The sequence below is a fragment of the Phenylobacterium sp. genome (assembly GCF_030681155.1).
Classification (GTDB): Bacteria; Pseudomonadota; Alphaproteobacteria; order Caulobacterales; family Caulobacteraceae; genus Phenylobacterium.
This window is the reverse complement of sequence record NZ_JAUXXE010000030.1, coordinates 40,552-60,859: the sequence shown is the minus strand read 5'-3', so window position 1 is coordinate 60,859 and position 20,308 is coordinate 40,552. Positions and strand designations below refer to the sequence as shown.

Here is a 20,308-nt window from a genome sequence, read left to right as displayed (position 1 = left end):
GGCACTCCCCCGCACGCGCCCAATCCTAGGCCGGCCGGGCGGCCCTGGACAGGCGCCTAACACTCACGCTGTCGGGCTCGCCGCTTCCAGATCACCGGAAGCTGAATCGTACACAGCTTGGTCGAGAATACCCTGTCGTTTGGCGACCAGCGTAGGGATCAGCGCCTGGCCGGCGACGTTGGTGGCTGTCCGGCCCATATCGAGAATCGGGTCAATCGCCAGCAATAGGCCGACCCCTTCGAGTGGAAGGCCCAAGGTGGAAAGCGTGAGGGTCAGCATCACCACCGCGCCCGTCAGGCCCGCAGTCGCCGCCGATCCGATGACCGAGACGAACACGATCAGCAGGTAGTCGGTGAATTGCAGCGACACCCCATAGAACTGCGCGACGAAGATCGCCGCGACCGCCGGATAGACCGCCGCACATCCGTCCATCTTGGTGGTCGCGCCCAGCGGGACGGCGAAGGCTGCATAGGCCTTGGGAACGCCCAACGCATTTTCTGTCACCGTCTGCGTGACCGGCAGGGTGCCGATGGACGAGCGGGACACGAAGCCCAACTGGATAGCGGGCCAGGCGCCGGCGAAGAAACGGATCGGATTGAGCCCGTTCAAGAGCAGCAGGCTGGGATAGACGACCAGCATGACGAGCCCCAGGCCCAGATAGACGGCGATCGCAAACGCCCCCAGCTGCGCCAACGCGTCCCAGCCATAGTGAGCGACGGCATTGCCGAACAAGCCGATGGTGCCGATCGGGGTCAGCCGGATCACCCACCAGAGGATCTTGCGCACAATGGCCAAGGCCGAGGCGTTGAAGGCCAGGAACGGCTCGGCCGCCGCGCCGGACTTCAGCGCCGCGATGCCGGTGATCAGTGAGATCACCACGATCTGCAGGACGTTGAACGACAGCGAGGTCGTCGGCACGCCATCCTTCAATGTGGTCGATGCGGCGATGCCCAGCATGTTGGAGGGGATGAGCCCGGTCAGGAAGTCGAGCCAAGAGCCGCTGGTGCTGGGCGTGCTGGCGGCGGCGGCTGCGACAGTTGTGTTCACGCCCGGCTGCAACACCAGCCCGAGCGTGATGCCGATGCTCACCGCGATCAGCGCCGTGACGGCGAACCAGAAGAGCGTGCGCCACACCAGGGCGGCGGCGTTCTGGAGTTCCCGCAGGTTGGCGATGCTCGCCACAATGGCCGTGAATACCAGCGGCGGAACCAGGACGCGCAGGAGTTGGATGAAGGTCGAACCCGCTAGGCGGAGAACTTCCGATAGGCAATGACCTGCCTGCCCCTGCTCGGCGCCCAGATTCCGCGCCAACAGCCCCAGGCCCAGGCCGAGCACCATGGCCGCCAGCACCTGGAACCCGAAGGAACCCAATAGGCCGCCCCGCTTGCGCGCCTGCGCCATGAAATACTCCTGCACGATTTGGCCGGAGCATGGTCGCGTCGTGTCGGGCACGCCAGCGGTTTGAGCTTTTCTTGCCCTTAGAAAAGCTAAACGCCCATCATTGCTCTTCAGGTCGCCCGAAGCGCCGGCGCCCCACCATGAATGGCAAAAGCTGCCGGCCGCACCGAGCAATTTCTGCCGGGTCGATCGGCAGAAATTTACCATACGCAAAATCTGCCGACCTCGCGCATCGAGCGCGCCGAAGGGCTCGGAGATCGAAAACCTTATGGTTATCAAGGATGGGAGGCTCGCGGCCCCAACTGGCCCGCCGCTTGCTCAGGACCTTCTCAGGCAAAACGCCTCCGGCAGTCAAAATGACGTCGGTCCCTGAGAAAAGGATCTAGTGATATGGCGATGAATTCCGTCAACACGAACGCTGGCGCCATGATTGCGCTGCAAAACCTGAACGCCACCAACAAGGACCTGGGCGTGACCCAAGGCCGGGTCAACACCGGCCTCAAGATCGCGAACGCCAAGGACAACGGCGCCATCTGGGCCATCGCCCAGAACCAACGCGCTGAATCGACCTCCCTCAACGCCGTCGTCTCGTCGCTGCAACGCGGCCAGTCGGTCGCCGATGTGGCCATGGCCGCTGGCGGCGCCATCTCCGACATCCTGGTTCAGATGAAGGAAAAAGTGCTGGCGGCGACGGAAGCTGGCCTAACCACCGCCTCCAAAGAAGCGCTCAGCGATGAGTATGTCGCCCTGCGCAACCAGATCGACACCATCGCCAACAACGCGACCTTCGACGGTGTGAACCTGATCTCGTCGACCACGGTCAACAGCGCCAGCATCAAGGCCATCGCCAATGCCGACGCCTCAGCCACCATCGACATCGCTCACGCGAACCTGTCGAAGACCAACACGGCCATCGCCGCGACCTTGAGCGGACTGACCGGCACGGTTTCGGCCGGCGATGTGACGAAGCTGGAAACGGCGATCCAGAACGTCTCGTCGCAGCTGTCGAAGCTCGGCACCGGCGCCAAGGCGCTGGACACCCACCTGACCAACGTCATGAAGCTCCAGGACACCCTGGACGCTGGTGTCGGCAACCTGGTGGACGCCGACCTCGCCAAGGAAAGCGCGAAGCTGCAGGCCCTGCAAACCAAGCAACAGCTTGGCGTCCAGGCCCTGTCGATCGCCAACCAGTCCTCGGGCATCCTGCTCGGACTGTTCCGCTAAGACCATCCAGGGCGCGCTCGCGCGCTTAGCGACGGAGGCGGGAAGGGAAACCTTCCCGCCGCCTAAGCGCAAATGGGGCCATCCGAGCGGGCGAGAGGGACCATGGAAAACAAGCTTTCAGGCGTCGCCGCCTTGCCAGATCTGGAAGCGGCGCAAGCATCGAAGTTGGCCCTGCAGGGGCGGGACGGGCCTCCGGCTCGCGAGCCGTCATCGGCCGAGCAGGGCGACCTGCGCCTCGTAATTGAGGAGAGCGGGCAGGCGGGGCTGTTTATCTACAAGACCATCGACCGGCGGACCGGCGAGGTGATCTTGCAGTTGCCGCGCGAGGATATCCTGCGGCTCGCGGACGGCGAGGCCTATAAGGCGGGCGCGCTGATCGCCACCAAGGCTTAACGTCCTGACTGATTCTCGGCCGCCCGCGTCTCTGGCGGCCCTGCTGAAATCCTTGCTGTGATTGGCTTTGCGAGTTTCGGCTTGCGCCATTAACTTTTCGGCAACCACGTTCTCCCTAGCGTTAACCATGTTTCCGGCGCGCGAGTCGCGCGTCAACCATGGGTTCTCTGAAGGAGATCAGCGCCATGCCGATGAGCGTCAACACGAATAAATCGGCGCTGATTGCGCTCCAAAACCTGACGACGACGAACGAGAAGCTCGAGCAGGTTCAGAGCAGAATTAATACTGGCCTGCGGGTGGCGAACGCCAAGGACAACGCGGCCGTCTACGCCATCGCCCAGAAGCAGCGGGCGGACTTTTCCTCGCTCAGCGCCGTGAAGATGAGCCTGGATCGGGCGACCTCGATCACCGACGTGGCCATGACCGCCGGCGAGCAGATCAGCGATATCCTGATCCAGATGCGTGAAAAAGTCGTCGCTGCGACCGAGGACTCGGCGACGCCGACCTCGCGCAAGGCCTTCGACGACGAATATCAGACCCTGTTGCAGGCGATCAGCCAGTTCTCCTCATCCGCGGAGTTCGACGGCGTTTCGGTCTTGAACGGCACCCTGACGGCGCAGCTCAACTTCCTGGCGAACTCGGACGGCGACAGCTTCATCGGCCTGACGCCTCAAGACTTCACCATCAGCGGCTCGGTCATCGATCTGGCCGGCACGGTTCTGACCGGGACGACCACGGCGAACAAGGCGGTGCTAGCCTCGCTCAACTCGGCCATCACGAATGTGACCTCGGCGCTGGCCGAGATGGGCGCCGAGTCCAAGCAAATCGAGAAGCACGTCACCTTCGTGACCAAGCTGCAGGACGTTCTGGAAACGGGGATCGGCAATCTGGTGGACGCCGATATCGCCAAGGAAAGCGCGCGTCTGCAGGCCCTTCAGGTTCAGCAGCAGCTCGGGGCCCAGGCGCTCTCGATCGCGAACTCCCAGCCTCAGGTGATCCTGCAGCTCTTCCGCGGCGGCTAATCAAGTTTAGCGGGGCGATAAAAGGGTCCTGGGCCGCGCGGCTCGGGGCCCTTTTTGATGTCGGGGCGGTGGGGCTTAACCTCTCGTCAGCCCTTATGCCGCAATCTGCGGTAGGGAATTTCCGTAAACACGGGCGGTCTTCGTGATCAACCTCGATTCCAGCGTGCTGCTCAGCTACTTCCAGGCGAAGAACGCCGTGGGCGCGGCGGCGGCTGGCTCGAAGGGGAGTGGCCCAGGCGCGGCGGCCGGAGCCACCAAGGCGCCGACCCCGCCGTGGAGTTCACTGTCCAAGGCCCCTAAGGCCGACGAGATGGTGAAGAGCGTCCTGATGGGACGCAAGTTCATCGATGAGTACCAGACCCAACTGGACGTGAAGGGTGCGAGCGACGACTACCGCCAGCTCTTCGCGATGCACCAGGGGCTGCAGTCGCTCGAGGCCCTGGCCAAACGCGCCGGCGAAAAGGGTGTGACCGCCTCGGAGCTCAAGCGCATCCAGACCGCCTTCACGCGGGGCATGGCCGAGGTGTCCGGCTATGTGGACGACGCGACCTTGGAAAAGCTGCGCCTTACGCATGGTGAGGCGACCGACAAGGCCAAGTCCGCGGTCGGCGTTCCGAAAACCACGCCGCGCTATGTCACGGCCCCGCTGCATCAGGGGACGGCGACCGACGAGGTCGAGGCCTTCAAGGGCGACGTCAAGTTCAGCGTGACGATCAAGCTCCCCAACAAGACCAGCACGACGATCGACTTCAATCTGGGCGAAATGGGCGCGCAGCCCCGCTCGATGAACAACGTCGTGAAGTTCATGAACGACAAGCTGGCGGGCACGTCCTTCGCGACGCGTTTCGCGGTCGAGAAGATCGCCGGCGAGGACAAGACCACCACGGTCAACGGCAAGACCATCGTCGTCGGCAAGGCGCAGGACCGGTTTGCTCTGAAAATTCAAGGTGATAGTTCGGAGAGCCTAATCTTCTCTGCGCCGGCGACCGCCCCGGCGGTCTACATCACTCAGACCGCGGGCGACCCGAAGCCCGTCACCAAGACGACGACGACCAAGGAAGACGGCACCAAAACGACGACGACGGATCCGGTCCTCTTGCAGGAGCTGGTCAAGTTCGAGACCGGCTCGAACACCGCGACCGATACCACCCAGGATGCGAGCCGCCGGCCAGGCGACACCAACTGGGTCGAGGGGCGCGTGTTCAATGTCGCCCTGCCGGAGGGCGTCGAGACGGTCCACAAGACGGTGACCGGGCCCGATGGCTCGCTCTACATGTTGGCCGACATCAACGGTCCGGTCGATGGACAGATCATCAAGGGTGAGGGCGATGTCGCCCTGATGAAGTTCGATTCGGCCGGTCAGCTTGTCTACACGCGGACGCTGGGCGCCTCGAAGGATGCGACAGGCCTGGCTCTGGCGGTGGGGCCGGACGGTCAGATCGCCGTGGCGGGCTCGGTGACCGGCGGCTTCGCCGCTGGCGGAGTGCCGGTGGGCGAGGGCTCGCTGGCGACCATTCCCAAGATTGTTAAGGCCGACAACGGCGCCGATCCCAACAAGTCCGACAGCTTCGTCGTGGTCTTCAATGGCATCGGCAAGGAGTTGTGGAGCACCACGACCCCGGGGCAGCCTGAGCCGATGGATGCGGGCGAAGAGATGTGGTCGCAGCGCCAGGGCGCACGCGATGAGGACGAGGCTACCGGCGTGGCTTTTGGGCCTGACGGCTCGGTCTATGTTCTCGGCCGGGTCAAGGGTGCGATGACCGGCCAGGCGGCCAATGGCAACTGGGACGGCTATCTCCGGACCTTCGGCGCCGACGGCAAGTTGAAGGCGACGACCCAGTTCGGCACCAGCGGCGACGACAAGATGGCCGGCCTAGTAGTCGATGGGACCAATGTCGTGGTCGCCAGCGTCGAGGGCGGCGAGGTGACTATGCGGCGCTTCGACGTCTCCGATCCCAAGACCCAGGTCCTGACGGGTACGCGCAGCCTCGGATCGCTGGGCGGCGGCACGATCGCTGGCGTGGTCATGGAAGGCGGCAACATCGTCATCGCCGGTTCGAGCGGCGCGACGCTGGGCGTCGGCAACGTCAACAGAAACGCGTCGGGCGGCGTGGACGCGTTCGCCGCGCGGATATCGGCCGATCTGGGCACGGCGAACGACGCCATCGTCTATTACGGTGGGGAAGGCGACGACCGCGCCACCGCGATGACCGTGGCGGGCGGCAAGGTCTGGCTGACCGGCACCACCAAGACCGAGCTGCCCGGCATGCCGGACCTGATCGGCAAGGTCGATGGGTTCGCGGTTGAACTCGATATCGACTCAGGGGCGATCGGCTGGTCTCAGCGCTTCACCGCCAAGGACAAGATGACCACGCCGACTTCTATCGCGGTCGACGTCAACGGCGCGAGCGCGCTGGACCGGCTGGGTCTGCCGACCGGCACCATCGACTATTCCGACTCCCAGCTCGTTACTTCGGCGACCTCGGCCCGGGCCGGCGATCAGTTCCAGATCCGGCGGCGCATCGGCGGGGCGGCGGTGACGATCACCATCGAGGCCAACGACACGCTGGAGAGCTTGGCTAAGAAGGTGCTCCGCGCGACCTCCTATTCGGTGAAGGCCGAGGTGGTCTCCGACGGGGATGTGCGTAAGCTGCAGATCCGTCCGCAAAACAGCCGCAGCAGCTTCGAGATCCTGGGCGGGAAGGGCGGCCGCGACGCCCTTGAGGCGCTGGGCCTGCAAGAAGGATTCGTGCGCGCGACCACCTTTGAAGATGGCAAGAGCGTCCCCGGCGACGGCGGGTCCCCGATGTACGGGCTGAAGTTGCCGCGCGACCTCAATCTGTCGAACGAAGACAACGTAAAGGTCGCGATCGACAAGCTCACCATGGCGATGTCGATCCTGCGCACGGCCTATCGCGACCTGGAAAGCGGCATGCGGCCGGCGAGTGAACAGAAGAAAGCGGACGGGCCGGTCCCGGCCTATCTGAAGAACCAGCTCGCCAACTATCAGGCCGGACTCTCGCGCCTCACCGGCGGCTGAGGCCGAGCCCCCGCTTGAAACCGTCACGAGCACGGTCTAGCGAGGGCCTATGGAATTTCTAAAAGATCGGCGCACGCTTCTGGTCCTGCTTGGCGGCGCCCTCGCGTTGCTGGCCGGCGTGGTCATCGCGACCATGCTCGTGGGCAAGGGCCGCAATGAGAAAGCCCCGCCGCCGCCCGCGTCGCAGGGCGGGCTCGTGGTGGAGACCGGCGCGCCGGACGACGGCAAGATGGACCCCGCCAGACCCCTGCGTTGCTATGTGGCTGGCCAGTATGTCGGCGAAATCACCCTGGCCGAGTGCGCCAAGCGCAACGGCGTGGCGACTGGAGCCCTCGATGTCGGCGTCGACCCGGCAGGCAACCTCGCTGCGGCCAATCAGGCCGGAACCATGCTCACACCCTTGCCGCCGCAAGCTGAGCCCGTGACGCCTGTCCAGGCCCAGCCGAGCGCGCCAGCGCCCACGGCGCCCGCAGCGACGGCCGCGAGCGGCCCGGCCGGCAGTTGCTGGCGTTATGCCGATGGGGGATGGCGCAAGCTTCCGAACGACCTCACGCTCAATGGATGTGTCCAAACGCTGTTCGCCGGCCGCTGCGAGCGGCCGGGCGGCGCGACCTACGGCCGATGGATGCAGCAAACCCTGCGATTGGTGCCTGGCAAGGTCGAGGTCTCCGGCGACAACCGCAGCTTCCGGCCCCTGGCCGAGCAAGCCTCGAACTGCTCCATTCAACCGATCGGTTAGCGCCCTCGCGCCGCCTCAATCGCGTCTATAGGCTTATGCCCATGCTTCGCACCTTTCTGATCGCCGGCTTCGCCGTCCTCGCACTAGCCGCTTGCAGCAAGCGCACCCGGCCGCCTGGTGGCGATGACATTTGCTGGCATGTCGCCCCGCAGACCGATGGGACGCTGAAGTTCAACAAGCTGAAGGCCGGCGTTCCCGATCTTGAGCATTGCGCGGCGGAGCTCGAATCCATGCGGGTGCGGTTCCTGCGATTGGGCGGTTCGCAGCGCGAAGTGGTCGGCGCCTTCAAGGGCAACTTCATCTTCGTCGAGCGCCGAGGGATCTTCACCGCACCCTCGCTGGAGGAGCACCGCTACCTCGCCATGGTGCGCACTGGCGATGGTCGCTTGGCGGTGCCCGGCGCCATGCCGCGTGCGCCGGAGCCGGCCGCACCCGCGCAGTAGGGCGGTTTCCGGCAGGCGCTATTCCTCTGTGGAGAAGCGTCCGACGTCGTGAACAAATGAAGAACGTTAATATTGATCCCGGCGAGATGGTCGTCTAGTTTCCCGCGCTTGGGCCTCATGCCCGCAAGCACGGAAAGCAAGGGACAACCTCATGGCGGGCAGCGTCAACAAAGTCATTCTGGTGGGAAATCTGGGCGCCGATCCTGAGATCCGCAGCCTGAATTCCGGCGACCGCGTCGCCAACCTGCGGATCGCGACCTCGGAAACCTGGCGCGACAAGTCCTCGGGCGAGCGCAAGGAAAAGACCGAGTGGCACCGGGTGGTGATCTTCAACGACAACCTGGTGAAGGTCGCCGAGCAGTACCTGAAGAAGGGCTCGAAGGTTTACATCGAGGGCTCGATCCAGACCCGCAAGTGGACTGACCAGTCGGGCGTGGAGAAGTTCTCCACCGAGATCGTCCTGCAGAAGTTCCGCGGCGAACTGACCATGCTCGACGGGCGTGGCGACGGTGAGCGCGAGAGCAGCGGCGGCGGGGACTACGGCGGCGGTTACGGTGGCGGAAGCAGCGGCGGTGGCGGCGGCTTCGGCGGCGGTCAGCGCAACCAAAGCTCCGGACCCCGCGAGAACTTCTCGGCCGATCTGGACGACGAAATCCCGTTCTAGAGCCAGGTTTCGGACCACTAAACGGACAAGACGGTCGGCCTTCGGGCCGGCCGTTTTTTCATGCGCCGATCGGCGCCGAAAGGGGTTGAGGGGGAGGGCGGCGGACCGTGAACAGCCCGCCGATCTCTTTGGGCTTTAGCCGCCGGCGATGACGCCGCAGGCGATCCGACCGCCGGCGCCGCCGATGGGCTGGGCCTTGTGGTCGTCGGCGTTGGCGTGGATCACGATGGCCGAGCCGTCCTTGTCAGCCAGGTTTTCACGGCCCGCGGCGGCCTTCAGGGCGACGGAGGTGGAGAACACCTCGGTGGCGCCGGTTCCGTCGGCGGCGACGAAGAGGTTGGGCAGGTCGCCGGCTTCGTTGGCGTCGGGGTTCAGCAGGCCGTGAACCAGGGTAGGTTTGCCGTGGACGTGGGCGCCGGCCGAGGTGAAGTCGGCCTTGGAGCAGTCGCCCTTCTCGTGGAAATGCAGGCCGTGCCAGCCAGGCGAGAGGTCCTTGACTTGCAGGCGCATCAGCACGCCGTTCGGTGCGTCCGTCAGGGTCGCCGTGCCAATCGCCGCACCCGTAGAATTCTTCAATTCGATCTGTTGGTTGGCGGGCGCATCGGCCGCAGTCGCCGAAGTGGCGAAAAGGGTGGCGGCGAGAACGGCGAAGGCATATTTCATCTGGATTGGCACCTGGGTTCGAATCTGCACGGACATTGGCCTTGCGGCCTCCGCGATGGTAACAACTCAACTCAGTTTTGTGTCCGATTCTAAACGGATAAATCGCCTCCTTGACCGACGAAACCCACACCCCGCCCGATGACGGCCGGCGCGGGGGCATTGCCCCTATCGCCATCGAAGACGAGCTGAAGAAGTCTTATCTCGATTACGCCATGAGCGTGATCGTGAGCCGCGCCCTGCCGGACGCGCGAGACGGCCTCAAGCCCGTGCATCGCCGCATCCTGTTCTCGATGAACGAGCAGGGCCATACGCCCGACCGTTCCTACGTGAAATCGGCCCGCGTCGTCGGGGACGTGATGGGTAAGTATCACCCGCACGGCGACGCCTCGATCTACTTCACGATGGTGCGGATGGCGCAGCCCTTCTCGATGGGCCTGCTGCTGATCGACGGCCAGGGCAACTTCGGCTCGGTCGACAACGATCCGCCGGCGGCCATGCGCTACACCGAAAGCCGGATGAGCAAGGCCGCCATGATGGTGGTGGCCGATCTCGACAAGGACACGGTCGACTTCAAGGAAAACTACGACGGCACCGAACAGGAGCCGGTGGTTCTGCCGTCGCGGATTCCGCTTCTGCTGGTCAACGGCGCGGGCGGCATCGCCGTCGGCATGGCGACCAACATTCCGCCGCACAATCTCGGCGAAATCATCGACGCCTGCCTGGCCTATGTGGACGATCCCGGGGTGTCTCTGGACGCCCTGCTGGATATCGTCCCGGGTCCCGACTTCCCCACCGGCGGCGAGATCATCGGCCGCTCGGGCGCGCGCAACGCCCTGATGACTGGGCGCGGCTCGGTGATCATGCGTGGCAAGGCGGAGATCCAGGAGCTCCGCAAGGATCGCGACGCGATCATTATCAACTCGATCCCGTACCGGGTGAACAAGGCCGCGATGGTCGAGCGCATCGCCGACCTGGTGCGCGAGAAGAAGATCGAGGGCATCGCCGACCTGCGCGACGAAAGCGACCGCGACGGCATGCGCGTGGTCATCGAGATGAAGCGCGATGCTTCGCCCGACGTCGTCCTGAACCAACTCTATCGCTACACCCCGCTGCAATCGTCCTTCGCCGTGAACATGCTGGCGCTGGACCGCGGCCGGCCGCGCGAAATGAACCTGCGCGATCTGATCGTCGCCTTCGTTGACTTCCGCGAGGAGGTCGTCGTCCGGCGCGTCAAGTTCGAGCTGTCCAAGGCCCGCGACCGCGGTCACGTCTTGGTGGGCCTGGCGATCGCCGTGGCCAATATCGACGAGTTCATCCACATCATCCGGTCCTCGAAGGACCCCGCCGAAGCGCGCGAGCGTCTGGTGGCCAAGGATTGGCCAGCGGGCGACATGCTGCCGCTGGTGGAATTGATCGCCGACCCGCGCACCCTGGTGATCGACGGAAACAAGATCCGCCTGACCGAGGAGCAGGCTCGGGCCATCCTGGCCTTGACCCTGTCCAGGCTGACCGGCCTTGGCCGCGATGAAATCTTCGGCGAGGCCCGTGAGCTGGCCGGCGCCATCCAGGGCCATCTGACCATTCTGTCGGACCGCGCGAACGTCATGGCCATCGTCCGCGAGGAACTGGTGGCGGTGCGCGACGCCTTCGCGGTGCCGCGCCGGTCCGAGATCGTCGACGGCGACGCCGACGTCGAGGACGAAGACCTGATTGCTCGTGAGGAGATGGTGATCACCGTCACCCACGGCGGCTACGTCAAGCGCACGCCGTTGACCACCTACCGCACCCAGCATCGGGGCGGGAAGGGACGGTCAGGCATGGCGACCAAGGACGAGGATGCGGTCACCCGCGTCTTCTCGGCCTCGACCCATACGCCGATGCTGTTCTTCTCTTCGGGCGGCAAGGTCTATCAGCTCAAGGTCTGGCGTTTGCCGGTCGGCAACCCGAACTCGCGCGGCAAGGCCTTTGTGAACCTGCTGCCGATCGAGCCGGGCGAAAGCATCACCTCGATCCTTCCTGTGCCGGAAGACGAAGCCGCCTGGGCTCAATACGACGTGATGTTCGCCACCAAGTCGGGTGGCGTGCGTCGGAACAAGTTGTCGGACTTCCAGGGCATCAAGCGCAACGGCAAGATCGCCATGAAGCTCGATGACGGCGATGCGATCATCGGGGTGGGCTTGTGCAACGCCGCCCAGAACGACATCCTGCTGACGACGGCGCTTGGCCGTTGCATCCGCTTCGCCACCGAGGAGGTCCGGGTGTTCGCCGGACGCGACTCGACCGGCGTTCGCGGCATTCGGCTGGCCGACGGCGACAGCGTCATCTCCATGGCGATCCTGCGTTCCGTCGAGGCTACGCCAGCCGAGCGGGCCGCCTATGTGAAGCACTCCAACGCCATGCGACGGGCTGCGGGCGACGACGCCGATGTGGAAGATGTCTCCGCGTCTGACGACGACGAGGCCGAGGGCGGTGATCTGGCCGCGCTCAGCCCGGAACGGATCGCCGAACTCGGCGCGGCCGAGGAGATCATCCTGACCGTGTCCACCGAAGGCTTCGGCAAGCGCAGCTCAGCCTACGAGTTCCGCCGCACCGGCCGGGGCGGGCAGGGGCTGCTGGCCCAGGACCTGACCAAGAAGGGCGGTCGTCTGGCGGCCTCCTTCCCGGTCGAGGAGTTTGACGAAATCCTGCTGGTCACCGACCAGGGGCAATTGATCCGCACCCCGGTCAGCCAGGTTCGGATGGTCGGCCGGAACACCTCGGGCGTCACCATCTTCCGGACGGGTAAGGACGAGCACGTCGTCTCGGTCGAGCGTTTGGCCGACCAAGGTGGCGGCGATGACGATGACGCCGCGGTCGAGACGGACGCAGCGGAAGAATAGGGACCATGACGGCAAGTTGTGACTTCGGGCTCCCTCAAAGGACCCGAAGCCAACATTTCAGCTTGCTTTCGTTGGGCTCGCCGGTGAAATCCTGCTGCACCGCAGCAGGGGGAGTAGACGTCGAATGACGCGCGTAGGGCTGTATCCCGGGACGTTCGATCCCATCCACAATGGTCACACCGACATTATTGGTCGGGCGGTGAAGTTGGTGGACAAGCTGGTGATCGGTGTCGCCATCAACGCCGGCAAAGGTCCTCTGTTTACGCTCGACGAGCGTGTTGCGCTGTTGAAGTCGGAGACGGCGCATCTGACCGACCGGGCCGAGATCGTGGTCCAGCCGTTCCAAGGTCTGCTGATGCACTTCGCCCGCGAGATCGGGGCCGGGGTGATCGTTCGCGGTCTGAGGGCCGTGGCGGACTTCGAGTACGAATTCCAGATGACCGCGATGAACCAGCAACTCGACCGCGAGGTGGAGACGGTCTTCCTGATGGCTGATCCGCGTCACCAGGCGATCTCGTCGCGACTGGTCAAGGAAATCGCATCCCTGGGCGGCGACGTGACCAAGTTCGTCGGGCCGCGGATCAATGACGCCCTGATCTCGAAGGTCAGGGCCTAAGTCGGGCTGGCGGCGCGAGCCGCCGCCCGCTACGAGTGCCGATCATGATCCGAACCGTACTCTTCGCCGCCGCCTTGAGCGCTGCGGCTCCCGCCGTCGCGCAGACACCCAAGCCCAATCTTCCCCCCGTCGCCGGCTCGCCCGTCGCGCCTGGTGAGCCCGCGGCGGCTGACTGGCGCACGCCCAATCCCGACGACGTACTGGTGATCGACACCAACAAAGGCCGCATCATTGTCGAGATGCTGCCCGAGGTGGCGCCCAACCATGTGACCCGGATCAAGGAGCTGACGCGGTCCGGCCTCTACAACGGTCGCAGCTTCTTCCGGGTGATCGACCAGTTCATGGCCCAGACCGGTGACCCGGAAGATCGCGGCACCGGCGGCAGCGATAAGCCCGACCTGACGCAGGAGTTCGTGTTCCGCCGTGGAGCGGGCGACATGACCTTGGTCGTCGACCAGACCGTTACGCAGTTGGGCTTCGTCAAATTGCTGCCGGTCGCGAGCCAAGGCGAGATGCTGATGGCGATGACCGCCGACGGCAAGGTCTCGGCCTGGCCGCTGTTCTGCCCAGGTGTCGCGGCCATGGCGCGCGGCGAGGGCGTCGACAGCGCCAACAGCCAGTTCTTCCTGATGCGCCAGGCCTATCCGTCGCTTGAGAAGCGCTACACCGGATGGGGCCGGGTGATCTCCGGCCTCGACGTTGTCCGGGCCATCAAGGTCGGCGAACCTGTGGCTGCGCCGCAGGACAAGATGGACAAGGTGCGCGTCCTGTCGGATATCCCGGCCGCTGAACGCCCCAAGGTGCGCGTGATCGATCCCAAGAGCGCCTGGTTCAGGGCCGAGATCGAGAGCGCCCGCGCCAGGATGGGGGCGGACTTCTCAGCATGCGCGATCAGAATTCCCTCGGAGGTGAAGTAATGGAACCGGAAAACACCCTCATCCTGACCCTGGACACAGGCCCGGTGACGATCAAGCTTCGTCCCGACCTGGCTCCCGGCCACGTCGAGCGCATCAAGGAACTGGCGCGTGAAGGCTTTTACGACGGCGTCGTCTTCCACCGCGTGATCGATGGCTTCATGGCCCAGGGCGGCGATCCGACCGGCACCGGCACGTCGGGATCCGACAAGCCGAACCTGCAGGCCGAGTTCTCGCGCGAACCGCACAAGCGCGGCATCTGCTCGATGGCCCGCACCTCGGCTCCCCATTCTGCCAACAGCCAGTTCTTCATCTGCCTGGACGACGCCACCTTCCTCGACGGGCAGTACACCGTCTGGGGCGAAGTGGTCGAAGGCATGGACGCCGTCGATGCTCTGCCCAAGGGTGAGCCGCCGCGCAGCCCTGGCAAGATCATCTCGGCCAAGGTCGCGGCCGACGCGTGACGCCTGAACTTGAAGCGGCTTATGCGGAACCGCACCGCCGCTATCATACGCGGACCCATATCGAGCAGTGCTTGGCGCTGCTCGATCAGGTCCCCGATCTGACCGAGACCGAACACCAGATCCTCACCTATGCGATCTGGTGGCACGACGCGGTCTATGATCCGAAGGCCTCCGACAACGAGGCCAAGAGCGCGGAGATGGCCAAGCGCGATCTCCGCGACTTTGACGTATCGCTGCATGCTCGCGACGAGGTGGCCCGCCTCATTCGGCTCACGGCCGGCCATGAGGTGGAGGAGGGCGATCGGCTCGGCGAGATTCTCGTCTCCATCGACCTCTCGATCCTGGGCGCGCCGGAGGACCGCTACGACGCGTACGCCAAGGCGGTTCGGGCCGAATACGCCCATGTGCCGGACGACCTGTGGCGGACCGGCCGCAGCGGCGTGCTGCAACGCTTTCTCGATGCGCAGGTTATCTTCCCTGATCCGGCCTTCGCCCATTGGCTGGAGGCCCAGGCGCGCGCCAACCTCGCGCGGGAGCTCGCGTCGCTGACCTAAGGAGCGAGGGGTGGCTCAGCGGCTGAAGGTCTTTGTCACCAGCGACGGGCTCACCGATTATGTGGTCGCCGCGAGTTCCAGGGCCAAGGCTCTCGCCGCTTGGGGCGCGCACCAGGATCTGTTCAAGACCGGCGGCGCGCACGAGACCGACGTTCCAGACCTTGTCGCCGCTGCTACCGCCGCGCCAGGCCAGGTCTTGCGCCGGGCCGCAGACACTCATGCGGCCTTGGCCAGCGCCCCGAAGCGTCAAAGCCAAAGCCGGGCCCCTCCAAGGCGGCGCTGGAGAAGGTCGCAAGGCTAGAGCGGGATTTGGCCGAAACCGTCTCCGTCCATGAGGCGGAACTCACTGACATCGAAGCGGCGCGCGAGGCGCTCGATATTCGCCAGGCCGAAGTGGAAAAGCGCTTCAGCTCGCGGCGAGCCGAACTCCAGGCGGCCCTACGCGAGGCCCGCGCCGCTTTAAGGTAGGGGCGCGAGCGTTACGATGACCGGATAGTGGTCAGATCCCAACCGTGGTCCGCGCTCGACCTGGACGGTTCGCCAGTCGGATCCCGCATAGACATGGTCGATCGGCAGCAGCGGGAACGGCGTGCGGGCGCCGCGCTTGGGCAGATCCCACGCCGGCCACGTGAACAGTCCCCGGGTTCGGCGTTCGAGGCCGAACAGGGCGTCCTCGTGTCGACGGGCGAACGACCACGGCGTGGAGTTGAAGTCGCCAGTCAAGATCAGTCGATCTTTTGGGAATTGGGCGAGCAGCCGCGCGAGCCCTCGACCTTGGGATTGCTGGAGCCCGCCAAAAACCGGCCAAACGTAGTGCGTCCCCACGACGGTGAATTCGCCATGAGCGTCGCGCAGGGTCACGCCTGCGGCCGGCGGCCGAAGGCGCTTGTCGCTCGGCGTTGGAATGTCGAGCAAGACTGGCGCGGCCTTCGAGAAGATCATCACCGAGCAACCGGCCGTGGTCGCGTGGTAGGCGGAGCCCAACCGCAGGAGAGGGCCGATGGCGTCGGCCTCCTGCAGGACGATGACATCGGCGTCTTGGGCCAGCAGCCAGGCGATGGAGCCATCCAGGTCGCGGTTCCGACGCCACGCATTGAACTGGATCAGCTTGATCTGGCCCGGAGCGCCCGCGGTCGCCGCGGGGCCGCGCCGCGCAAGGTATTCCGGCGCGATCAGCCATCCCGCCATGAGGGCTCCGGCGCCGCCAAAACCTACTAGGGCCAGCTTCGCGAGCAGCGTCTCGGCTATGGCGGCGTAAAGGACCGTAAGCGCCGCGGCGATCATGACTGCGGGCAGAAAGTGGGTCAGGACATCCATCCGGGCGCTCCATCGCCCGCCCTGGGCGGCGAAAGCCCATCCGGCGCAGCCTACCGCGATCAACAACATGAGGCCGGTGAGGATGGGCGGCGCCATGGCTAGTCAGAAGCCAGCGCAAGGACCGCGAGGATTGGGTAGTGGTCCGAGCCGAGATTGGGGCCTCGTTCCACCTTGACGGTCCGCAGCTCAGTCCCGGCATAGACGTGGTCGATGGGCAGGAACGGCACGCCGAAGGTCGTCGGCCAGGAGGGCATCGCCCGCGTCCGCCGTTCCAGGCCGTTGCGGGCGTCCTCCCGAGCCCTGGCGAACGACCAGGGCGTCGAATTGAAATCGCCGGTGACGATCATTCGCCCCTTAGGCAGGGGATCGATGAGCTGCAGCATGCGGGCGGTGTTTTCGCGATGGTTTCGCACGTGGGTGGGCCAAGTGTAGTGCGTGCCGACAAGGATATATCCACCATCTTCGGGGGCCATGTGGACGATGGCGATCGCGGGCCCGAGGCCATAGCGGCCACGGCGCGGACGGTCGGTTTTCTCCGGGGCCGTGCGGGTGAAGATCACCGTCTCGCAGGTCATGCCGCAGGACATGTGGCGCGGTAGGTGGGCGAGGACGGCGGCCCGCATGGCTGGCGTGGATTCCTCGAGAATTAGGAAGTCCGGATCCTGTTGCGCGATCCAGCGCGCCCGCTCTTCCAGGCGTGCATCGCGCCGACTGACATTGAATTGAATGACCTTGATCTGGCCCGCGGCGGTCGCGGCCGCGTGAGGCGGCGAAGGGCGCATCAACTCCGGGAGTATCAAGGCCAGGCTGGCGGCGGCCGCGACACCGCCCAGCAGCGCCATGGCCAGTCTGGCTCGGCCGGGCGCTGCGGTCATTGCGCCGATCAGCACCACGGCCGCGGCGGCCAGATAGATCAGCGCAAAGTGTGTCAGGACGTCGAGGTGGCCGCTGAACCGGCCACCGTGCGCGAGGATTGCGCCCGTGGCGCTAAGGGCTCCCAGCAGCAGCGCCAGGCCGCGAAAGACGAATCGAACCGAGCGCATGGCCAAATCTAACATGCCGCGATGCTTGACGGGTGAGCCCGCCCGTGCGCTTCAAACGCGCCCATGCAACTTGCTGATTTCGACTTCGAACTTCCCGAGGACCGCATCGCCCTTCGGCCGGTCAGCCCGCGCGACGCCGCGCGGCTGCTGTTGGTGCGTCCCGGGCAGGCGCTCGCCGACCTCACCGTCGCCGATCTGCCGAGCCAATTGCGAGCTGGCGACGTCCTGGTGCTCAACGACACCCGAGTGATTCCGGCGCGCCTGAAGGGCCGCCGGGTTCGGGAGGGCTCCGACATCGCCGTGGAAGCCACTCTCCACAAACGTCTCTCGCCATCCAAGTGGTCCGCTTTCATGCGGCCTGGAAAGAAGCTGGCGCCCGGTGATCGGATCCACTTCGGGGCGATGGAGGACCGCGCCTGCTTCCTCGGCGCGCTGGACGCCACCGTGGTCGAGAAGGGCGAGGGCGGCGAGGTGACGCTGAGCTTCGACCTGTCGGGCCCGGATCTCGACGCCACCATCGCCGAGCGCGGCGCCATGCCGCTGCCGCCCTACATCGCCGCCAAGCGGGGCGAAGACGCCCAGGACCGCGCCGACTACCAGACGGTCTATGCAGACGAGGAGGGCTCGGTCGCCGCGCCGACCGCCGGCCTGCACTTCACGCCCGAACTATTGGCGCGGCTGCAGGCCATGGGCGTGACCCTGCACTTCGTGACCCTGCATGTCGGGGCCGGCACCTTCTTGCCGGTGAAGACCGAGAACCTGTCCGAACACCGGATGCATGCCGAGTATGGCGAGGTCGACGCTCAGACGGCGGCGGCGTTGAACGCCGCTAAGGCCGCCGGAGGACGCATCATCTGTGTTGGCACCACCTCGCTGCGATTGGTCGAGAGCGCCACCGGCGAGGATGGGGTTGTTCGTCCCTTCGCGCAGGAAACGGCGATCTTCATCACGCCTGGCTACCGGTTCCGGGCCGCCGACGGGTTGATGACCAACTTCCATCTGCCGAAGTCGACCCTGTTCATGCTGGTCTCGGCCTTCGCGGGCTACGAGACCATGCGCGGCGCCTACGCCCATGCGATCACCGACGGCTACCGCTTCTATTCCTATGGCGACGCCAGCCTGCTCTGGAGGGCCTAGTGGCCGCATTTCCGTTCGAGATTTCCGCGACTGAAGGCGGCGCGCGCACCGGCGTTCTGAAGACCCCGCGCGGCGATATCCGCACGCCCGCCTTCATGCCGGAGGGCACGGCGGCGACGGTTAAGGCGCTGACCGTCGATCAAGTCGCCCAGACCGGCGCCGACATCATCCTGGGCAACACCTATCACCTGATGTTGCGCCCCACCGCCGAGCGGATCGCACGGCTGGGCGGACTACATCGCTTCATGCGCTGGGATCGCCCGATCCTGACCGATTCCGGCGGCTTCCAGGTGATGTCGCTGTCGAAGATCGCCAAGGTCACGGAAGAGGCGGTGGCCTTCCAGAGCCATATCGACGGCTCGCGCCACATCATGACGCCGGAACGCTCGATCCAGATCCAGGCCGATCTGCTCGGCTCCGACATCATCATGCAGTTGGACGAGTGCGTTGCTTGGCCCGCGGAGGAAAAGCGCGCCAGTGAGGCCATGAGGCTGTCGGCCCGTTGGGGCGCGCGCTCCAAGGCCGCGTTCGGCGAGCGCGAAGGCCAGGCCCTGTTCGGCATTCAGCAGGGCTCGACCTTCGAACACCTGCGCCGCGAGTCGGCCGACCGGCTGATCGAAACCGGCTACGACGGCTATGCCCTCGGCGGCCTGGCTGTCGGCGAGGGGCACGCAGCGATGTGCGAGGTGTTGGACTACGCGCCCGCCATGCTGCCCTCCGACCGACCGCGCTATCTGATGGGGGTCGGCAAGCCGATCGATCTGGTCGAGGCGGTGGCTCGGGGCATCGACATGTTCGACTGCGTGCTGCCGACGAGATCGGGCCGCCATGGCCAGGCCTGGACCTGGGAGGGCTCAGTCAATCTCAAGAACGCCCGCTTCGCCGAGGACGACAGTCCATTGGACGAGACCAGCGATTGCCCGGCCTCATCCTATTATTCGAAGGCCTACCTCCACCATCTGGTGAAGTCCGAGGAGATCCTCGGGCAGGTGCTGTTGTCCTGGCACAACATCGCGCACTTCCAGGCCCTGACCTCGGCGATGCGTGCAGCGATCGCCGAGGGCCGGTTCGAGCAGTTTCGGCGGGACTTCAAGGCCCGTCAGCGCACCGGGTAGCGGGGGCCCTGAGTCGGGACCAGATTGTCGGGACCCGTACGAACGTGCGAGGCCGTCGCCGGCGGCCGGCAGCTCTTCGCCTCGCCTAGACCCTTCATGTAGGCCCGGCGCACAGCGCCAGCCAGGACGGCGTCGGTCACTAGGCTGTCGTGGCGCTCGGCTCCGCTGAGCTGCCGCACCCAACTGCGGAACGGGATTACGCTGGAGGCGAGGCCGGCTACCGCGCCCAGCGCCGCGCCCTTGCCCTTGTCCATCATGTCCTGCTCGTCCTCAGACGGATGATCGAGGTCCGCGCCCAGCGCCTCGTTCAGCGGAACGATGGCGGCTGCTATTCCGGCGCATGTGGCTGGATTCGGCCGTTGGTAGGGATCGGCCATGGCCTCAAGCAGGATTGGCGGGATCTTTGTGCGCAAGACATTGACGTCCCGCAGGGGAGAGGCGACCGCGCCGGTGATGCTTTCGCGCTTGGCTTCGGACGTTGTTTGTACCTTCGACGATCCGTCGGCGGGGCTTGTGAGGCAGGCTGACAGCAGGAAAAGCAGCGGCAACGGGTAGATGACTTTATGCATAAGGCGAAGGTACGCGGAGTCACTCGATGAAGGAAAGCTGACACGCGCACTTGCCCCGGTGAAGGCGCCCGCATATGGTCCGCGCCGCTTCGCAGGGCGCGTTGATCGCGTCGT

At 65.4% G+C, this 20,308-nt stretch carries 21 protein-coding genes; 16 read left to right on the top strand and 5 right to left on the bottom strand.

Going from position 1 to position 20,308, the window contains the following annotated elements; genetic code table 11:
- Window positions 1–63 precede the first annotated feature (63 nt).
- On the bottom strand, window positions 64–1,401 hold the full coding sequence (locus Q8M13_RS06650) for a dicarboxylate/amino acid:cation symporter (protein WP_305298993.1): 1,338 nt from the start codon (window positions 1,399–1,401) through the stop codon (window positions 64–66).
- A gap of 387 nt (window positions 1,402–1,788) precedes the next feature.
- Here Q8M13_RS06650 and Q8M13_RS06645 point away from each other — a divergent pair, with 387 nt between their 5' ends.
- From Q8M13_RS06645 to Q8M13_RS06615, 7 genes are all read left to right on the top strand, one after another.
- Complete coding sequence (locus Q8M13_RS06645; protein WP_305298992.1) at window positions 1,789–2,622, top strand: flagellin; 834 nt, start codon at window positions 1,789–1,791, stop codon at window positions 2,620–2,622.
- 102 nt (window positions 2,623–2,724) lie between these two features.
- Window positions 2,725–3,015 carry a hypothetical protein gene (locus Q8M13_RS06640; protein WP_305298991.1) on the top strand — a complete coding sequence of 97 codons (291 nt, stop codon included), beginning with the start codon at window positions 2,725–2,727 and terminating at the stop codon, window positions 3,013–3,015.
- A gap of 185 nt (window positions 3,016–3,200) precedes the next feature.
- Entirely contained in the window at window positions 3,201–4,037 is an 837-nt protein-coding gene (locus tag Q8M13_RS06635) for a flagellin (RefSeq protein ID WP_305299216.1), read from the top strand.
- Window positions 4,038–4,179: 142 nt separating this feature from the next.
- Window positions 4,180–7,077, top strand: a complete 2,898-nt coding sequence (locus Q8M13_RS06630; RefSeq protein ID WP_305298990.1) for a hypothetical protein — start codon at window positions 4,180–4,182, stop codon at window positions 7,075–7,077.
- A gap of 49 nt (window positions 7,078–7,126) precedes the next feature.
- Entirely contained in the window at window positions 7,127–7,816 is a 690-nt protein-coding gene (locus Q8M13_RS06625; protein ID WP_305298989.1) for a hypothetical protein, read from the top strand.
- A gap of 41 nt (window positions 7,817–7,857) precedes the next feature.
- The gene (locus Q8M13_RS06620) at window positions 7,858–8,259 is read left to right on the top strand and encodes a hypothetical protein (protein ID WP_305298988.1); all 402 of its coding nucleotides are present in this window, start codon (window positions 7,858–7,860) and stop codon (window positions 8,257–8,259) included.
- A 151-nt stretch (window positions 8,260–8,410) separates the two neighbouring features.
- Entirely contained in the window at window positions 8,411–8,923 is a 513-nt protein-coding gene (locus Q8M13_RS06615) for a single-stranded DNA-binding protein (protein ID WP_305298987.1), read from the top strand.
- Between the two features lie 135 nt (window positions 8,924–9,058).
- Here Q8M13_RS06615 and Q8M13_RS06610 read toward each other — a convergent pair whose 3' ends face one another.
- Entirely contained in the window at window positions 9,059–9,586 is a 528-nt protein-coding gene (locus tag Q8M13_RS06610) for a superoxide dismutase family protein (RefSeq protein WP_370869986.1), read from the bottom strand.
- A 110-nt stretch (window positions 9,587–9,696) separates the two neighbouring features.
- Here Q8M13_RS06610 and gyrA point away from each other — a divergent pair, with 110 nt between their 5' ends.
- The 7 genes from gyrA (at window position 9,697) to Q8M13_RS06575 (ending at window position 15,481) form a co-directional block, all read left to right on the top strand.
- Window positions 9,697–12,465: a DNA gyrase subunit A gene (gyrA, locus tag Q8M13_RS06605; RefSeq protein WP_305298985.1), complete on the top strand. Its 2,769-nt coding sequence runs from the start codon at window positions 9,697–9,699 to the stop codon at window positions 12,463–12,465.
- A gap of 124 nt (window positions 12,466–12,589) precedes the next feature.
- On the top strand, window positions 12,590–13,081 hold the full coding sequence (gene coaD, locus Q8M13_RS06600; RefSeq protein WP_305298984.1) for a pantetheine-phosphate adenylyltransferase: 492 nt from the start codon (window positions 12,590–12,592) through the stop codon (window positions 13,079–13,081).
- A gap of 44 nt (window positions 13,082–13,125) precedes the next feature.
- On the top strand, window positions 13,126–13,998 hold the full coding sequence (locus tag Q8M13_RS06595) for a peptidylprolyl isomerase (RefSeq protein ID WP_305298983.1): 873 nt from the start codon (window positions 13,126–13,128) through the stop codon (window positions 13,996–13,998).
- Window positions 13,998–14,459, top strand: coding sequence for a peptidylprolyl isomerase (locus tag Q8M13_RS06590; protein ID WP_305298982.1), 462 nt, complete (start codon window positions 13,998–14,000; stop codon window positions 14,457–14,459). The genes Q8M13_RS06595 and Q8M13_RS06590 overlap by 1 nt, the downstream gene beginning before the upstream one ends.
- Window positions 14,456–15,013, top strand: coding sequence for a phosphohydrolase (locus Q8M13_RS06585; RefSeq protein WP_305298981.1), 558 nt, complete (start codon window positions 14,456–14,458; stop codon window positions 15,011–15,013). The genes Q8M13_RS06590 and Q8M13_RS06585 overlap by 4 nt, the downstream gene beginning before the upstream one ends.
- Window positions 15,014–15,023: 10 nt before the next feature.
- On the top strand, window positions 15,024–15,314 hold the full coding sequence (locus Q8M13_RS06580; RefSeq protein WP_305298980.1) for a hypothetical protein: 291 nt from the start codon (window positions 15,024–15,026) through the stop codon (window positions 15,312–15,314).
- Window positions 15,315–15,322: 8 nt separating this feature from the next.
- Window positions 15,323–15,481 carry a hypothetical protein gene (locus tag Q8M13_RS06575; protein ID WP_305298979.1) on the top strand — a complete coding sequence of 53 codons (159 nt, stop codon included), beginning with the start codon at window positions 15,323–15,325 and terminating at the stop codon, window positions 15,479–15,481.
- Here Q8M13_RS06575 and Q8M13_RS06570 read toward each other — a convergent pair.
- Both Q8M13_RS06570 and Q8M13_RS06565 read right to left on the bottom strand, forming a co-directional pair.
- Complete coding sequence (locus Q8M13_RS06570; RefSeq protein WP_305298978.1) at window positions 15,473–16,426, bottom strand: endonuclease/exonuclease/phosphatase family protein; 954 nt, start codon at window positions 16,424–16,426, stop codon at window positions 15,473–15,475. The genes Q8M13_RS06575 and Q8M13_RS06570 overlap by 9 nt on opposite strands.
- Before the next feature lie 2 nt (window positions 16,427–16,428).
- Complete coding sequence (locus Q8M13_RS06565) at window positions 16,429–17,373, bottom strand: endonuclease/exonuclease/phosphatase family protein (protein WP_305298977.1); 945 nt, start codon at window positions 17,371–17,373, stop codon at window positions 16,429–16,431.
- A gap of 63 nt (window positions 17,374–17,436) precedes the next feature.
- Here Q8M13_RS06565 and queA point away from each other — a divergent pair, with 63 nt between their 5' ends.
- Window positions 17,437–18,510, top strand: coding sequence for a tRNA preQ1(34) S-adenosylmethionine ribosyltransferase-isomerase QueA (gene queA / locus Q8M13_RS06560; RefSeq protein WP_305298976.1), 1,074 nt, complete (start codon window positions 17,437–17,439; stop codon window positions 18,508–18,510).
- Entirely contained in the window at window positions 18,510–19,625 is a 1,116-nt protein-coding gene (gene tgt / locus Q8M13_RS06555) for a tRNA guanosine(34) transglycosylase Tgt (RefSeq protein ID WP_305298975.1), read from the top strand. Before queA ends, tgt begins: the two co-directional genes overlap by 1 nt.
- Here tgt and Q8M13_RS06550 read toward each other — a convergent pair.
- Window positions 19,610–20,194, bottom strand: a complete 585-nt coding sequence (locus Q8M13_RS06550; RefSeq protein WP_305298974.1) for a hypothetical protein — start codon at window positions 20,192–20,194, stop codon at window positions 19,610–19,612. The genes tgt and Q8M13_RS06550 overlap by 16 nt on opposite strands.
- Window positions 20,195–20,308: the final 114 nt, after the last annotated feature.

Coding starts and splice junctions, on each gene's coding strand:
- queA (WP_305298976.1), top strand. CDS start 17,437: ATGCAACTTGCTGATTTCGACTTCGAACTTCCCGAGGACCGCATCGCC.
- Q8M13_RS06595 (WP_305298983.1), top strand. CDS start 13,126: ATGATCCGAACCGTACTCTTCGCCGCCGCCTTGAGCGCTGCGGCTCCC.
- Q8M13_RS06615 (WP_305298987.1), top strand. CDS start 8,411: ATGGCGGGCAGCGTCAACAAAGTCATTCTGGTGGGAAATCTGGGCGCC.
- Q8M13_RS06565 (WP_305298977.1), bottom strand. CDS start 17,373: ATGCGCTCGGTTCGATTCGTCTTTCGCGGCCTGGCGCTGCTGCTGGGA.
- Q8M13_RS06640 (WP_305298991.1), top strand. CDS start 2,725: ATGGAAAACAAGCTTTCAGGCGTCGCCGCCTTGCCAGATCTGGAAGCG.
- Q8M13_RS06590 (WP_305298982.1), top strand. CDS start 13,998: ATGGAACCGGAAAACACCCTCATCCTGACCCTGGACACAGGCCCGGTG.
- Q8M13_RS06620 (WP_305298988.1), top strand. CDS start 7,858: ATGCTTCGCACCTTTCTGATCGCCGGCTTCGCCGTCCTCGCACTAGCC.
- coaD (WP_305298984.1), top strand. CDS start 12,590: ATGACGCGCGTAGGGCTGTATCCCGGGACGTTCGATCCCATCCACAAT.
- Q8M13_RS06645 (WP_305298992.1), top strand. CDS start 1,789: ATGGCGATGAATTCCGTCAACACGAACGCTGGCGCCATGATTGCGCTG.
- Q8M13_RS06610 (WP_370869986.1), bottom strand. CDS start 9,586: ATGAAATATGCCTTCGCCGTTCTCGCCGCCACCCTTTTCGCCACTTCG.
- Q8M13_RS06570 (WP_305298978.1), bottom strand. CDS start 16,426: ATGGCGCCGCCCATCCTCACCGGCCTCATGTTGTTGATCGCGGTAGGC.
- Q8M13_RS06635 (WP_305299216.1), top strand. CDS start 3,201: ATGCCGATGAGCGTCAACACGAATAAATCGGCGCTGATTGCGCTCCAA.
- Q8M13_RS06550 (WP_305298974.1), bottom strand. CDS start 20,194: ATGCATAAAGTCATCTACCCGTTGCCGCTGCTTTTCCTGCTGTCAGCC.
- Q8M13_RS06650 (WP_305298993.1), bottom strand. CDS start 1,401: ATGGCGCAGGCGCGCAAGCGGGGCGGCCTATTGGGTTCCTTCGGGTTC.
- Q8M13_RS06625 (WP_305298989.1), top strand. CDS start 7,127: ATGGAATTTCTAAAAGATCGGCGCACGCTTCTGGTCCTGCTTGGCGGC.